This window comes from Cytobacillus sp. FSL H8-0458, assembly GCF_038002165.1.
Taxonomy (GTDB): domain Bacteria; phylum Bacillota; class Bacilli; order Bacillales; family Cytobacillaceae; genus Cytobacillus.
Map to the genome: position 1 here is coordinate 3,158,794 of NZ_JBBOBR010000001.1, position 15,330 is coordinate 3,174,123.

14 protein-coding genes are annotated in these 15,330 nt (G+C 40.3%); 7 read left to right on the forward strand and 7 right to left on the reverse strand.

What is annotated here, in order from left to right:
* Positions 1-3: 3 nt before the first annotated feature.
* Together NYE23_RS15515 and NYE23_RS15520 are read right to left on the reverse strand one after the other, a co-directional pair.
* Positions 4-1,242: an amidohydrolase family protein gene (locus tag NYE23_RS15515; RefSeq protein ID WP_341079095.1), complete on the reverse strand. Its 1,239-nt coding sequence runs from the start codon at positions 1,240-1,242 to the stop codon at positions 4-6.
* Positions 1,243-1,324: 82 nt separating this feature from the next.
* The gene (locus tag NYE23_RS15520; RefSeq protein WP_341079096.1) at positions 1,325-2,902 is read right to left on the reverse strand and encodes a glutathione ABC transporter substrate-binding protein; all 1,578 of its coding nucleotides are present in this window, start codon (positions 2,900-2,902) and stop codon (positions 1,325-1,327) included.
* Between the two features lie 276 nt (positions 2,903-3,178).
* Between NYE23_RS15520 and NYE23_RS15525 the strand changes: the two genes are divergently transcribed.
* The 7 genes from NYE23_RS15525 (at position 3,179) to NYE23_RS15555 (ending at position 9,920) form a co-directional block, all read left to right on the forward strand.
* On the forward strand, positions 3,179-4,081 hold the full coding sequence (locus NYE23_RS15525) for an ABC transporter permease (RefSeq protein ID WP_341079097.1): 903 nt from the start codon (positions 3,179-3,181) through the stop codon (positions 4,079-4,081).
* Between the two features lie 22 nt (positions 4,082-4,103).
* Complete coding sequence (gene nikB / locus NYE23_RS15530) at positions 4,104-5,024, forward strand: nickel ABC transporter permease (RefSeq protein ID WP_197249156.1); 921 nt, start codon at positions 4,104-4,106, stop codon at positions 5,022-5,024.
* Between the two features lie 19 nt (positions 5,025-5,043).
* Positions 5,044-6,060, forward strand: coding sequence for an ABC transporter ATP-binding protein (locus tag NYE23_RS15535; protein ID WP_341079099.1), 1,017 nt, complete (start codon positions 5,044-5,046; stop codon positions 6,058-6,060).
* A gap of 1 nt (position 6,061) precedes the next feature.
* Positions 6,062-7,057 (forward strand): ABC transporter ATP-binding protein, encoded by a 996-nt coding sequence (locus tag NYE23_RS15540; RefSeq protein ID WP_341079100.1) that lies wholly within the window; start codon positions 6,062-6,064, stop codon positions 7,055-7,057.
* Between the two features lie 93 nt (positions 7,058-7,150).
* Positions 7,151-7,921, forward strand: a complete 771-nt coding sequence (locus tag NYE23_RS15545) for a sensor histidine kinase (RefSeq protein ID WP_341079101.1) — start codon at positions 7,151-7,153, stop codon at positions 7,919-7,921.
* Positions 7,918-8,610: a response regulator transcription factor gene (locus NYE23_RS15550; RefSeq protein ID WP_341079102.1), complete on the forward strand. Its 693-nt coding sequence runs from the start codon at positions 7,918-7,920 to the stop codon at positions 8,608-8,610. Before NYE23_RS15545 ends, NYE23_RS15550 begins: the two co-directional genes overlap by 4 nt.
* Entirely contained in the window at positions 8,607-9,920 is a 1,314-nt protein-coding gene (locus tag NYE23_RS15555) for a hypothetical protein (protein WP_341079103.1), read from the forward strand. The genes NYE23_RS15550 and NYE23_RS15555 overlap by 4 nt, the downstream gene beginning before the upstream one ends.
* A 106-nt stretch (positions 9,921-10,026) precedes the next feature.
* Here NYE23_RS15555 and NYE23_RS15560 read toward each other — a convergent pair whose 3' ends face one another.
* The 5 genes from NYE23_RS15560 to NYE23_RS15580 all read right to left on the reverse strand — a co-directional run bounded on the left by NYE23_RS15560 (position 10,027) and on the right by NYE23_RS15580 (position 15,323).
* On the reverse strand, positions 10,027-10,395 hold the full coding sequence (locus NYE23_RS15560; protein ID WP_341079104.1) for a cupin domain-containing protein: 369 nt from the start codon (positions 10,393-10,395) through the stop codon (positions 10,027-10,029).
* Between the two features lie 26 nt (positions 10,396-10,421).
* Complete coding sequence (allE, locus tag NYE23_RS15565) at positions 10,422-11,186, reverse strand: (S)-ureidoglycine aminohydrolase (RefSeq protein WP_341079106.1); 765 nt, start codon at positions 11,184-11,186, stop codon at positions 10,422-10,424.
* 21 nt (positions 11,187-11,207) lie between these two features.
* Positions 11,208-12,470, reverse strand: a complete 1,263-nt coding sequence (gene allC / locus NYE23_RS15570; protein WP_341079107.1) for an allantoate deiminase — start codon at positions 12,468-12,470, stop codon at positions 11,208-11,210.
* Between the two features lie 43 nt (positions 12,471-12,513).
* Positions 12,514-13,905 (reverse strand): allantoinase AllB, encoded by a 1,392-nt coding sequence (gene allB / locus NYE23_RS15575; protein ID WP_341079108.1) that lies wholly within the window; start codon positions 13,903-13,905, stop codon positions 12,514-12,516.
* Between the two features lie 182 nt (positions 13,906-14,087).
* Complete coding sequence (locus NYE23_RS15580; protein ID WP_341079109.1) at positions 14,088-15,323, reverse strand: amidohydrolase; 1,236 nt, start codon at positions 15,321-15,323, stop codon at positions 14,088-14,090.
* Between the last annotated feature and the right edge of the window lie 7 nt (positions 15,324-15,330).

Here is a 15,330-nt window from a genome sequence, read left to right on the forward strand (position 1 = left end):
AAACTATGAATTTATCAGGTTTTTTTCACTTCGTTTGCTTTCTACCTTATTGCCTTTGAAAAATAATGCCTCAACCGGTGCTCTTCTTGCAATTGCCTCTGCTGAACAAGTCGCATCAACAAGCATCATCGTTGCATCGTCGCCGACTTTTGGCCAAACCCGTTCACCAGCTTTATTCAGGGGAGTAATCCCGCCAGTTGCAAACTTCAAGACTGATGATAAAGAATATTCATCAATCATTCGGAACCTTTCCGCAAGGGTCCCCAGTTTCTGTATGGTGTTTCCTGTTCCGAACGGGGACCAGTGATCGGTGATGCTGTCATGGCCTACTGAAACGGGAATACCGTAACGATCAAGGGCAGGAACCGGAATAGTTGTACGATTAATTGGAATGGTAGTGGTCACGTCAATTTCCTGCTCTTTCAATATTGCCGCCATCTCAGCCAATGCATCTCCGGACAGATCAGCTAAAGCAATTCCATGGCTAATGGTTGCTCTTCCTTTCATGCCTGCTTCTTTTGTATAATCTGCCATTCTCTCGAATGTAAAAGCTCCCAATGAGTTAGGATCATGAAGATGGATATCGACTCCCTTATTATGCTCTGCCGCAATTTCAAAAATGGTGTGCAGGGACTTTTCAATATTTCTGTCCACGGTAGCTGGATCCACTCCGCCAACTAACGTGGCACCATTTTTCATAGCATCCCGAATTAACTGAACAGAATCACTTCTAAGCAGTCCATGCTGCGGAAACGCAACAATTTCATATGTAAGGACATCTTCATATTTTTTTAGTGCATTGACTGTAGCTTCCAAGTTTTTCAGGCCAATTACAGGGTCAACATTACAATGTGTACGAATATGGGTATGGCCATTTTTTAAATATAGCTCTATCATTTTTTCAGCACGTTCTTGTGCGGTTGAGAGAAGCTTTGGCAAAAGCTCCTTTTCCTCTTCTAGTCTAGTGAAAATACCTTTTGTGATTGGAGTGCAGGCTTTCCATGGCCCTCCGTAATAGGTTTTGTCAATATGAATGTGCATATCTCTTAAAGAAGGAAGCAGAAGCTTCTGTTTTGCATCAATTTGGTGTTCATTAGAATCTGGGGCAAGCTGTGAAATTTCTGCAATTTTTCCATCTTCGATTTTCAAGTGGAAAATTTCTGTGCTTGTGCCTGTAATTTGTTCATTTTCGCTGATGAATCCTGTTTCTAGCCGAACATTTGTAATCCATAGAGCTGTCATTCTGATTCCCCCTTAATATTGAAAATGAAGGAAAAGCACTTTTGCTTCAAAAGTACTTTTCCGGCTCACTCTTAATTTCTATTTACTTAATAACTGCATCATCAATCATTAAATAATTGGCAGCATTAAGCCAAAAGCCGCTTACGTTTTTGCTGTGCGCAGCCATATGTTCATAGTTTCGGATTGGTATATAGACCGCATCCTCTAATTCCATTTGCATCACTTTTTCATAAAGGTCCTTCCGCTTTGCTTCGTCAGTCTCTCTGCGTGCTTCTTCGATGATTTTGTCTACCTCCGGGTTGCTGTAATAGAAATGGTTTCCAGGAGGTCCCTGTGATGCCGTATGGAAAAGATTATACTGATTATAATCCCCATCTCCCGTGGCATTTCCCCATCCTCCGATAAATAAATCATGCTCAGATTTATCGATTGTATCAATATATGCTCCATATTCCATTACTTGAATTTCTACCTCAACGCCAATTCCCTTTAATTGCGATTGAATAACTTCAGCCATATTAATGCGTTCTTTTCTATCACTTGTCAGTAATTTAAGCTTTAGTCCGTTTTCATATCCTGCTTCTTTTAACAATTTCTTCGCTTCATTTAAATCATAATCATAAGGCTTAACATTTTCACTGTGGCCAAACACCTTTGGACTCATCGCTGCATTAGCAAGTGTCCCCACATTGTTGTAAACCCCTTTAATGATTGCTTCTCTCTCAACGGCATGGCTGATTGCTTTGCGGACTTTAACATCATCCAATGGTTTTTTCATCGTGTTAAATCCGATGTATTCAACTGCAAGCCCCTCAGCCCGGAGAAGTCCCATCGAATCAGAAGCCTCAATTCTCTCAATTTCTGTAACAGGCACCTGATCATTAATATGTGCTTCCCCAGTTTCAATCATAGCCAGCCGGGTCGCATCTTCAGGTACAACCTTAAAAACTACCTCATCAATATTTGGCTGTTTTCCCCAATAGTTTTCATTTTTCTTCAAGGAAATTTCCTGTCCAGTTTTCCAATCTTTAAAAACAAACGGGCCTGTACCAACAGGTTTCTCTGCAAGCGACTCCTGGTTTTCGGCCAGCGCCTTTGGACTTATGATGCTTCCCTCGCTGCTTGCAAGAATTGAAAGCAGTGGAGCATATGGATAATCAAGCAATAATTGCACTGTGTATTCATCCATTACTTTTACTTCATTAATCATCGCGAATTTCTCACGCTGAGGAGACCCGGTGTTGGGATCCAGCAAACGGTCAAAGGTGGCCTTCACTGCTTCAGCGTTAAACGGTGCACCGTCATGAAAGGTTACGTCTTCTTTTAGTTTAAACTCCCAGGTCGTATCATCAATGACATTCCATTCTGTTGCCAGCAGCGGCTGAATGTTCATATCTTTATCTGGTTCCACTAAAGTTTCATATACTTTTTGATAAATAATATTTGCTGAAGGAATGTCTGTTATAAAGTGAGGATCTAATTTTGTTGCATCTGATAAACGGACAACTGTCAATGTACCTCCATCCTTTTTACCTTCGGATTCATTGCCAGCTTCCTGCTCTGTTTTTGTTTGTGTAGAGCATGCTGTTGACAGCAGCATCATTAAGCATAGGAAAATCATTAGCATTCCCTTTCGAAAGTGCTTTCTATCTTTCTCCATTTTTCTCTCCCCTTTTTTAATAAATAATTCCGGTAATAAATTCAATGTTCACCGTCCCTCCCTAATTGCTTATCTGCATTATAGAAGATGATGCATTTAGATATTTACAGAATATTTACCTTATTTTTAAATATTTTGACAACTCTTTTAAAAAATATTTACTTTACAGGTAATTTTGATAATTTTAACTAAACGTTTGCAATCACTCTTTCTTTTGAAAGGAGGAATATTGTTTTTCATTTTAGTACTAGAAAAAAATTTTAGGGGGGAAATAAGATGACAGTTCAAGTAAAAACGGAGCAGCCAGAAATAACTGTAAAGACATTGATCAGCTCCAAAGATTCTAGAATTAAAGATTTTCTTTCTATATTGATTCAAAATAAAGCTGCCCTGGCAGGCGCCATCATTATTTTTGTTTACCTGTTAATGGCGGCATTTGCACCGCTGCTGGCTCCATATAGCCCATACGAAATTGATTTGGAAAATAAGCTGACTCCTCCATCTGCAGACCATTGGATGGGAACAGATGATAAAGGAAGAGATATTTTAAGCCGGATTCTTTATGGTTCCAGGCTATCAATGGGGGTTGGATTTGCTGCTGTGCTATTCGGAGCATTTTTCGGAATTATTTTTGGTCTTGTTGCAGGTTATTATGGCAAATGGGTTGACACCATTATCATGAGGATGATGGATGTTATGCTTGCATTCCCAGGGATTCTTCTTGCCCTAGCCATTATTGCAGCATTGGGTCCAAGTCTGATTAATGTGACCATAGCAGTAGGGGCTTTTTCGGTACCTTTATTTGCCAGGATTGTCCGCGGATCTACTTTAGAAGTAAAGCGCCTTGAGTATATTGATGCAATCCGATCGCTTGGCGCCTCTGATTTTGTCATTATTTTCAAGCATATTTTCCCGAACATTCTATCACCTATTATTGTTCAAGGGACTCTGCGTTTAGCTACTGCCATTCTATCAGCAGCTGGATTATCATTTCTTGGACTTGGTGCACAGCCGCCTTCTCCTGAATGGGGAACCATGCTCAGCAGCGGGAGGGATTTCTTATTCTCAGCACCATATATCGCTCTGTTCCCTGGTCTCGCTATTTCCATCCTCGTCCTTGGATTTAATATTTTTGGTGATGGCTTACGTGATGCTTTTGATCCTCGGATGAAAAAATAAAAGCTTTGAGGAGGTTACATCTATGCTGATGTTTATATTACGCCGGATTTTACAAACCATCCCGGTCATTATTGGAGTTACTTTTGTTGTCTTCTTCATTATGCAGCTCGTTCCAGGTGATCCTGCAGTACTTCTTGCTGGTGAAGGCGCTTCAAAAGAAACAATTGAAGCTATTCGTGAACAGCTTGGATTAAACCAGCCTTTATATATCCAATACTTCGAATACTTAACGAATGTGTTTAAGGGGGATTTAGGCGTCTCCTTAAAAAACAGCCAGCCTGTTCTTGATGAAATATTGGTAAGACTGCCAATTACGATTGAACTCGCCTTCTTTAGCATCATTATCACAATCGTGCTGGGAATGGCAGCAGGTATTATTTCAGCTGTTAAGCCTTATTCTTTGACCGATGTCAGCGTCATGCTTGTTGCACTCTTAGGCATTTCACTTCCAAGCTTCTGGTTTGGTCTCATGCTTATGTATTTCTTCTCTGTTAAGCTTCAAATTTTGCCTGTTGCAGGATGGGACAGTCTGCTCCATGTCATCTTGCCGGCTGTTACTCTTGGAGCAGGCGGTGCAGCAATTGTCGCAAGGATGACCAGGTCGAGCATGCTGGAAGTTATTCGCCAGGATTATATTCGAACAGCACGTGCAAAAGGGCTTCGCGAGCGAATCATTATTTCTAAACATGCATTAAGAAATGCACTGATCCCAGTGATTACGGTTGTAGGACTTCAGTTTGGCGCACTCCTTGGCGGTACAGTATTGGTGGAATCGATCTTTGCTATTAATGGACTTGGAAGAATGATTGTCGATGCAATTCGAATGCGAGATCTGCCAATGGTCCAGGGAGGAGTTCTATTTGCCTCACTTATTTTCGTAGTTGTGAATTTATTTGTAGATGTCTTTTATCGGTTCTTCAATAAACGCATTGAGCTAAATTAATTAGGGGTGGTGACTGGACATGAAAGAAATAAACAAGCCAATACTTGAAGTAAAAGGGTTAAAAACCCATTTCACAACAAAGCGGGGAGTCAGCAAAGCGGTTGATGGCATCGATTTTACACTGCATAAGGGGGAAACGCTGGGAATTGTAGGTGAATCCGGATGCGGGAAAAGTATGACCTCCCTCTCCATTCTCCGCCTTATTCCTTCTCCTCCGGGAAAAATTGCCGGGGGTTCCGTTCTTTTTAAAGGAAGAGATTTAGTAACAATGCCAGAGGATGAAATGAGAAAAATTCGAGGGAATGAAATATCCATGATTTTTCAGGAGCCGATGACATCCTTAAATCCAGTAATCCCGGTTGGAGAGCAAATTGCAGAAGCTTTAAGGCTGCACCAAAAGATGGGGAAAAAAGCTGCATGGGATAAATCAGTTGAAATGCTGAAGATGGTTGGAATCCCCTCTCCTGAAAAAAGGGCGAAACAAGAGCCATTCCAATTGAGCGGCGGGATGCGCCAGCGTGTCATGATTGCTATGGCTCTTGCATGTACACCTGAGGTATTAATAGCAGATGAGCCAACGACTGCCTTGGATGTTACGATTCAAGCACAAATACTGGAGCTGATAAAAGAGCTGCAAACAAAGATCGGAATGGGTGTTATCATGATTACCCACGATTTGGGAGTTGTGGCAGAAACTTGTGATAAGGTAGCCGTAATGTATGCCGGCAATATAGTCGAGCATGCTTCCACAGAGCAGATATTTGCTGCTCCAAAGCACCCGTATACCCAAGGTTTATTGAACTCATTGCCTAAAATACATGAAGATCAGGAAGAATTAATTACAATAGATGGCAGTGTCCCCAGCCCTTACAATATGCCTGCCGGATGCCGGTTCGCCTCTCGATGCCCTTATGCGGAAGATATATGTGCTGCTCAACAGCCTGATCTTGTTGCCTATTCTGATGATAGTAAAGTAAGCTGCTGGAAATACACCGACAAGTGGACTGGCAAAAGAGAGAAAGAAGGGGTTGTCTAATATGAACATGGCCGCAGAAAAAAATATCATCCTGCAGGTAGATCGATTAAAACAATATTTCCCGGTTAAAAAGGACTCTATCTTCAAGCCAAAGACATATGTAAAGGCGGTAGACGATATTTCATTTGAGCTTTTTGAAGGTGAAACATTAAGTATAGTCGGGGAGTCAGGCTGCGGGAAATCAACAACCGGACGTGCCATTTTAAGGCTTGATGAACCTACTGACGGAAAGGTTCTTTATATGGGGAAAGATATTTTAACGCTAAATAAAAAGGATATGAGAAAACTTAGAGGTGATTTGCAGGTAATATTTCAAGATCCTTTTGCTTCTCTTAATCCCCGTCAAACGGTGAAGCAAATTTTGAATGAAGCCATGGCCATTCAGAATGTGGTTGAAAAATCAAAGCGAAAGGAAAGAATGCTGGAACTGCTGGGCTATGTTGGACTTCCTCCAGAGGCGCTTGACAGATATCCGCATGAATTCAGCGGCGGCCAGCGCCAGCGCATTGGGATCGCCAGAGCATTGGCCGTCAATCCGAAATTAATCATTTGTGATGAAGCTGTATCTGCCCTGGATGTATCTATCCAGGCACAAATTCTCAATCTATTAAAGAAGCTGCAAAAGCAGTTTAAATTGACCTTTCTTTTTATCTCTCATGACCTTAGCGTCGTCAGGCATATTTCAGACCGGGTTATGGTGATGTATCTGGGAAAAGTGGTTGAGATTGCAGAGAAAAAAGAAATGTTCGATTCTCCGCTTCACCCGTATACAAAAGCGCTTCTCTCGTCAATTCCAGTCCCGGATCCAACTTTAAAAAGGGACCGTGTTATATTAAAAGGAGATGTACCATCGCCAATTGATCCTCCTGGAGGCTGCAGGTTCCATACACGCTGTCCTTTTGCTGCAGAAAAATGCAAACAGGAGGAACCTCCCCTTAGGGAGCTGGTTAATAATCACTTTGTAAGCTGTCATTTCGCTGAAACTCTTCCAGTTTAATACAAATACCTCTATTTTGTATAAAATGTTATATTAAAAAAGGGATAGGTTATGATACCTCCCTTTTTTAATACTTAAGGAGAAACGAACCGCATGCTGCCTATTGAATCATTCTCCATATACATTATGTTTTGTGTTCTGGTTCCACTGGCAGGAGCCTTTACCCTGCTATTTTTATTTGTTTTTGAAAAAAGAATTGATTTACTTGAGAAGCAAAAAAGAGAAATAGCGCTGGAAAGTGAATTACAGACAGCTTTATACAATCAATTAAACCAGGAAATCCAGCCGCATTTCTTTTTTAATACTCTAAACTCAATCCTGGCTCTAGCCAGGCTCGACCGCAAAGAAGAATTGATACGGTCCATTGAAACCCTTTCAAAACTCCTGAAATTTAAATATCGGACTTTAAATAACTTTATTTCCATTGAAGATGAACTTACTTATGTTAATTACTATCTGGAGATACAAAAAACTAGATTTAGAGATCGTCTTCATTATGAAATTCAATTGGATAACCATGTGAATAAAGCCATTATCATACCCTTTTTAATACAAACTCTTGTGGAAAATGCTTTTAAGCATGCCTTTGAAAGACATATTGGCGAGGCTTTATTAAAAATAAAAGTAATAAAGATCGAATCATCCATTCATGTTTCAGTGTGGAACAATTCCATAGAGCGCTATGAAACAGGCCCCCTGGATGGCGGGGTGGGGCTGGAGAATATAAAAAGAAGACTTGAGCTATTATTCCCCCATGATGAAACTTCTGTTCAATTAAAAGACCAGGGGGACGGAACAGCTGTTTTGGCAATATTCCCCCACGTTATTTTGTCAGAAAAATTGGAAGGAGAAAGGATGCAATGAATATTTTGCTTGTAGATGATGAACTTATCGAACTGGAACAGCTGGAATATCTCATCAAAAAGAAATTTCCCAATTGGATTCTTTATAAGGCTCAGGATGCCTCTCAAGCTCTTCAAATTATAAAGAAGCATGACATCTTTCTTGCTTTCCTTGATATTCAGCTCCCAGGCAAATCAGGGTTAGATTTAGCTATGGAGCTTTCCTCAGCTGGTGACATTGATTTAATCATGGTTACAGCTTATCAAAATTTTGATTATATTCAAAAATCACTCAGACTTGGGGTAATTGATTATATTACAAAGCCCGTCATTGAAGAGGAATTAATGAGCGTATTGCGAAGGTACGAACGAATCGGCAGTTACTCTGAGCAAATTGTTAAGGCTTTGCAAATTATTCAAAAGGAATACAATGAAAAACTAACTTTAAATTATTTAGCATCTAAGATTCATATCAATTCAGCTTATCTGAGCAGAAAGTTTCATGAGGAAGTAGGAATGGGGTTTTCCGAATACTTAAATGACTTTCGATTAAAACATGCACAAAAAATGCTGATTGAAAGTCCTGAATTAAGCATTAGCAGTATTTCAGAAAAGTGCGGCTTTAACAGTCAGCACTACTTTAGTCAAATCTTTCGGAAAATGACTGGCCTATCGCCAAGGGATTACCGCCTGAAGGAGACTTCACAATGAAGAAAACCGATTTTCAATACTATATTGGCGGGGCATTCCAGCTCGGAATCGGTTTTGGTGTAGTGAGTCTTTTGTCCAGATGGGTAACAGGCAATACCATTCTTTCATCGCCCGAAACATTAATAAAGTACGGACTAACCGGGGGAATCGGCTATTCGCTTATGGGGGCACTTGCACTCATCTTATTTGGAATATTAGCAAAAAAGATTCGAGATCGGTTTCACGACCATCAAACGATTGGAGATGTATTGCGCGAAAGATTGACTCCACGCGGCTACTGGTTCATGATCTCTATTCTTCTTGTGATTAGTCTTCATTCTATATTTGTTCAGGCTATGGGTGCAGGAATCCTCCTGCACATGATTTTTCCCCTGCCTGTTTTTTCTGGTATGGTTTTCTTTTTATTGTTTTGTTTTTTTATTGGGGGAGCAGGAGGCATGCAAAGAATTCATCAACTTGCAGGCATTAATGTTGTGCTCATATTCAGCGCTGTCATCATCATCCCTGTTTACTTTTATATCCAGGAAGGTGTATATCCTGTTTATGAAGGCATTAAATTATATCATCCATACATACTTTATGTTAAAAACACCGAAGCTATTTTGTTTATTTTCACAGCCATTTTAATTGGCTTTGGACAAGTGATTATCGATCGTGCCTCATGGCAAAGGGTTTTTATTATAAAAAAAGAAAAGCTGAGAATTACGTTTACATTAGCGGGTTTAATATGGGCAACTATTCCTCTTGCATTATCATCATTGATCATGATTATTATTTTTGGAAGAAGCTATGATTCCATATCTTCTTTGTTATTTGAGTTAATAGGAAAAATCAATTCAACTTTGCTTATTGTTTTATTTGTCCTATTTTGCTTCAGTGCCATTTCATCTGCCATTAGTGCAGAATTACACGCTATTGTCACATTAATCATTAAAAATATCGCAGGTATGCTTCGCCCTCTCAGCAATAAAGAAAAATGGGGATTCACCTATCTGTTTTCCGGAGCCATTTGTCTATTATTACTTATTATCGTTAGTATCTTGCCTCCATCCCCTATTGAACTGCTGTTTTTTTTCGGTAATATTTATGCTTCCATGATCGTTCCAATGCTGTACATTATACTAGGGAGCAAAACCTTGCCTGCCCTTATTCCCCTTGCTTCTATTATTGGGACTGCCGGGGGATTTGCAGCTTTGCCTATTACGGAAAATATTCTTACGATTTGGATCAGCTTTTCTCTGTCCAGCTTAATTTGCTTAAGTTATTTCATTTACAATCTATTAAGAACGAAGCTGACTATGAACGTCTAGCCGGGGCACCTTTTTTATTATGAATATATATCGTGTTCATTTCTGCATATCGCTCTCTTCCAGAAAATCCGGCTTAGAGCGATATGTTTTTTATAAGACTGCAGATTTAATATCTTGTAATATCCATTGGCAGAGAACCAGCAGCAAATCCAACAAATAAAAATCTATCCTTACCTGTATTGCGCATTCCATGAATCTGATTAGGCTTAGCAAGAATCACCATGCCTTTACTTATTTGAATTTCATTCTCCAAGTCAGGAAAGTAGGTTCCTGTTCCCTCCATACAAACCCACATATCATCTACATTTGAGTGAGAATGCAAGTATACCTCCTGTCCTGGTTCCAGACACCAGACAGCTCCCACTGTTTTATCAGTTTCATAAAAATAGTTCTTTTGCGGTTTCTCAGGATCGAACTTTGCTATTTTATCGATTTCAAAGACTCTTTCTTCCATAATCTTCTGTATGTTTGGCACCGCTAATTCTCCTCTCCTGAAATTTTTTATAGTTCTGCGTCCCGATTGCAATCTTTTGAGTAGACATATGTTAAATTTTCTCTCCCTACAGCATACGCGGCCTGGTGAACATAAGGGCCCATGAAAATATAATCGCCTTTTTTGACTGGGATCCACTTGTTATCGAGATTATACATCCCTTCCCCGGAAAGGATATATGCTCCATGTTCCTGAACATGTGTTTCAATAAACGGGTGGCTCGCAGCAGGATCGAACGAAAGGATATGAAAATTCATATCAAAATCTAAATCAGCAGGCAGCAGATCTTTAATGTTTACATTATGCATATCATCGTAATTCCTGAATTCTATCTTATTTGCATGTCCTGATATAACCCAAGGCTTCCGCCCTTCAAGAGGTCGATATTTCTGCTTGTATAAAAAGAGCTTAGAATCCCCATCATTCATATTTTCCAAATACATTTTCACTCCCGGCGGACAATAAAGGTATCCGCTTTCCTCCAGGATAAATTCTTTTTCCTCTGCAGAAGCTTTTACTTGTCCCTCCAATATGTAAACAAATGTCTGTACTCCTTCCTGTCCGCCGAAACCTTCTTTATTTCCGCCTCCTTTTTTCATTGTCACATAATAGTCAACAAAGCTTGCCCCAAGCTTAGGAGAACCTAAAATAGAAATAAGGCAATGATGAAATCCAGGAATAACATTGTTCACTAATCCTTCAGGTGCAATTAAGGCATACTTCCCATGTTCTATTACAGACCTGCTTGATAATAAATCTTTTGGATAGCCCATACATAACTCCCCTTTTCATGATTATTTATAAGCCAGTTCATATAACGTGCTGATCAGTGCTTTAACTCCTTCGGCTAAATCAGCAGGCGCAGTATATTCACCAGGGTTATGGCTAATGCCCTTTTTACTCGGCACAAATAGCATAGCCGCCGGAATGGAGGCTGCAAAAATTTGTGCATCATGGCCTGCACCACTATGCATTACTTTATAGCTCAAATTTTTTTCCTTGCACTTCTTCTCAATTATTTCCGTAATTTCAGGATCCATTGGGACCGGATCTGTATCAAGCCATTTTTCAATGACCGTTTCAACCCCATGCTCTCGTGATATATCATTTATTTTTTCTATAAATCTTTCAGTAAAATGGGATATTGTATTTTTATCAATATGGCGCAGATCTAAAGTAAACGCAGCTTTTCCCGGCACCACATTTGCAATGTTAGGTGAAATATCAACCCTCCCGACGGTTGCTACCAGCGGGTCACCATATTGATCTGCCATATTAAGTGTTTCATATATCATTTGGCTGGCAGCATACACAGCATCTCTGCGATATCCCATGGGTGTTGTTCCAGCATGATTGGCTTGACCTTTTACTTCAATTGTAAAACGCCTTTGCCCAACGATGCATTTCACAATACCAACAGATTTTTTCTCAGTTTCAAGAACATTTCCCTGTTCGACGTGGACTTCTACGAATACCTTCAAATCCTGCCGTGGAGATAGGGTTTCATCCCTAAATCTGAACCCTGCCTCATTTATGGCGTCAGAAAAAATTATTCCATTTGAATCTGCAAGATTTTCAACATCCTTTTTATATGCGCATCCTGCAATATTTTTTGAACCCCAAAAGCAATAAGGAAATCTGCTTCCTTCTTCTTCTGCCAGTGAAACAACCTCGAGATTGCGCTCTGGAGTCCCATAATGATCTTTTAAATAAATTAAGGCCAGTACTCCAGCTACAATGCCAAATTGCCCGTCAAAAAGCCCGCCATTTTTCACGGTATCTATATGGGACCCAGTTAGAACGGTCTCTGTCTGATTTACTCCCTTTAATATCCCACTCAGATTTCCCACTTCATCAAACTTTACTTCCAAACCCTCGTCTTCCATCCATCTTTTTAAAGCTTGCTGAGTATCCGTCCATTGCTGGGAGTATAACAGACGGGTAATTCCTCCTTCCGGGTCCTTTGCAAATGAACCCAGCCATTCAAGCCTGTTCACAATATGTTTTGCTAAATTTTCATATTCAAGTTTCCCCTGCAAATTGATTAAGTCTGTCATCCCAAATTCCCCTATCTATAATCTGTCTGCGGACTTTTTGATTTCAGATCATATTCAAAGCTGACCTGCCGTTTTTTAACTTAAGGGCTTTTCCGAGAGGTTTCCCGACAATCCCCTGATCCAAATCATATACAATCCTGCCGCGGACAAGGGTTTTAGTTATCCTGCAATTAATCATCCTCCCAATGTATGGGCTATGCTTATGCCGATAATATAGGCCTTCCTCCTCAACAACATAGGAACGATTTGCATCAATGAAGATGATATCTGCATCCATTGATACTGCTATTTCTCCTTTATTAGGAATGTTAAAACGTTCAGCGGGATTAGAAGAAATCATCCTTGCAAAATGAGTGATTGGCAGCTTTCTTTTCAAAACCGCTTCATCAAACATTAAATCAACGCTGTTTTGACACCCTGTGATTCCTCCCCACACTTCGAAAAAATTATTTGAAGAACTATACTTCATTTCAGGCGGACATGGTGAATGATCAGATGTTAACATATCAATCTTGCCTTCTATTAACTTTTTCCATAGCTTTTCCTGATCCTCTTTACTTCGCAGCGGAGGAGAGCATTTGGCAGCAGGGCCAATTTTTTCGAGCTGTTCAGATGATATTGTAAAATAATGGGGACAGGATTCAAGAGAGACATCCTGACCCGCGCTTCGGGCCTTCATAATTTCTTCTACTGCTTCTGCGGTGCTAATGTGCACAAAATGAATGGGACACTTCGTTTCTTTACCAAAATAAAGAGCGCGTTTCACTGCTTCAACCTCTGTTAAAACAGGCCTTGAAAAGACATAATCTGCAGCAGCTGTCCTTCCCTGCACCGTTAACTCTTCGCCTAATCGATCGGTAATTTGGGCATTTTCTGCATGAATGGATAAAATTCGGCCCAGTTCAGCAATCTTTTTCATCCCTGCAAAAAGGGTATAATCATCCACATTGGAAAAATCATCGGGATTATCGGTTCCACAAGTGGACATAAAGCATTTATATGCCATAACTCCTTCATCTGAAAGCTCTTCAAGCTTTTCAAGATTGCCAGGAACTAGTCCTCCATAAAATGTATAATCAATATAATTTTTCCCCTTGGCTGCTTCTGCCTTTAATTGCAGTGTGTGCCTGTCTATCGTAGCCGGGAGAGCATTCAACGGCATATCCGCATAGCATGTAGTTCCTCCTGCTGCCAGCGCTTTAGTTCCAGTTATAAACCCTTCCCATTCTGTTCTGCCAGGTTCACAAATATGAACATGAGTATCGATCATTCCTGGCATGACATATTGATCAGATGCATCGATAATCTGTTCAGCTTCATGATCAATTGTTTCCGCAATCGCTGCAATTTTTCCATTTATAATGGCGATATCATTCTTTATTACCTCGTCTTTAAGAACCACATTGCCGCCCTTTATAATCAAATCATATATCATCGCATTTCTCCCTTTGCTTTTAATATTTATCCTGTATTTTGTGGAACCTCATAACTGCTTTCTTAAATTGTATAAAAAAATCTAACTATTTTTTTCGGATTCCTTTACCAATTTTTTAGTTTTCTTTACTTCTTCAATTTTTTAGAAATATATAAGAAGACAATTACCAGAGAATGATCAGATCACTCTGGATTTATGCCTTTTTTATCGCAAACTAAATTTCCCTTATAGAACACTGCATGGCGTTCCGCCCTTCTCGCCATAGCCTCTGCTGAACAGCTTGCATCGACAAGGACCATGCTGGCTTCATCACCAGGTGCTGGCCAGATCCGGTTTCCCTTCTGATCAAGCGGCGTTCTGCCCCCTGTAATATATCTGAATGCCTGTGAAAGAGACTTTTCATCCGTCCATCTATACCGTTCAATTAAACGGCCTGCTCTTTCCAGGATATCTCCATTTCCTGTTGGCCACCATGAATCAAAAATATTATCGTTTCCGACAGCAACCTCTACTCCAAATTCACTTAACAGATCAACAGGCGGGATCGCACGTCCAGACGGAAGGCTGGTAACGATCGAAATACGAGCGTCTTTCAGTATCTCTGCCATCTCGGAGGCTTCTCCCCTTGAAACATCACCCAGGCCAAATGCATGGCTAATCGCAACTCTTCCTTCCCAGCCAGCTTCCTTAGTCAAAAAGGCCAGCCTTTTCATTGTAAAAGTCCCAAGGTGACCAGGATCATGTAAATGCAAGTCAATATCTGCATCGCCTTCTACAGCTAAATCCATCAATTGAACAAGTGAGGCTTCAATATTGTTGTCAACAGTAGCGGGGTCGACCGCACCTACAATTCCAGCACCGTTTCTAATAGCTTCTCTAATAAGCTGAGGTGTCCCTGAGCGCAGGAGGCCATGCTGGGCAAAGGCCACAATCTCGGAGCTGGCACAGCTTGAAAATTCCTCCAATGTCTGCTGAACTTCAGCTAAATTCCGTAATTGTACTTCAGGGTAAATATCCACATGGGTCCTAATGTGAGTTGATCCATAAGATATAAGCTGCTTAAGCAATGCTTTTGACCGCTGATAGGTGCTTGAAGACATAGATAACACTGCATTCTTTTCAATTTCACATCGTTCTATGACACCAGATGCAGGAATGCAGGCCATCCATTTATCCCCCATATACGTTTTATCAAGATGGACATGCTTTTCAACAAAGGATGGCAATAACAGCAGTCCGTTTGCATCTTTTATAGGCAGATTATCAGAGGGAGCCTCTAAGTCCTTCGTAATCTTAGCAATGCAGCCGTCCTCTATTAATAAATGAAATTGATCTGTTATAGTACCTGACACTCTATTATTCTCATTTTTGTATCCGCATTCTAATCGCACATTCTTTAGCCAATAGCTATTATTCATTTTCATT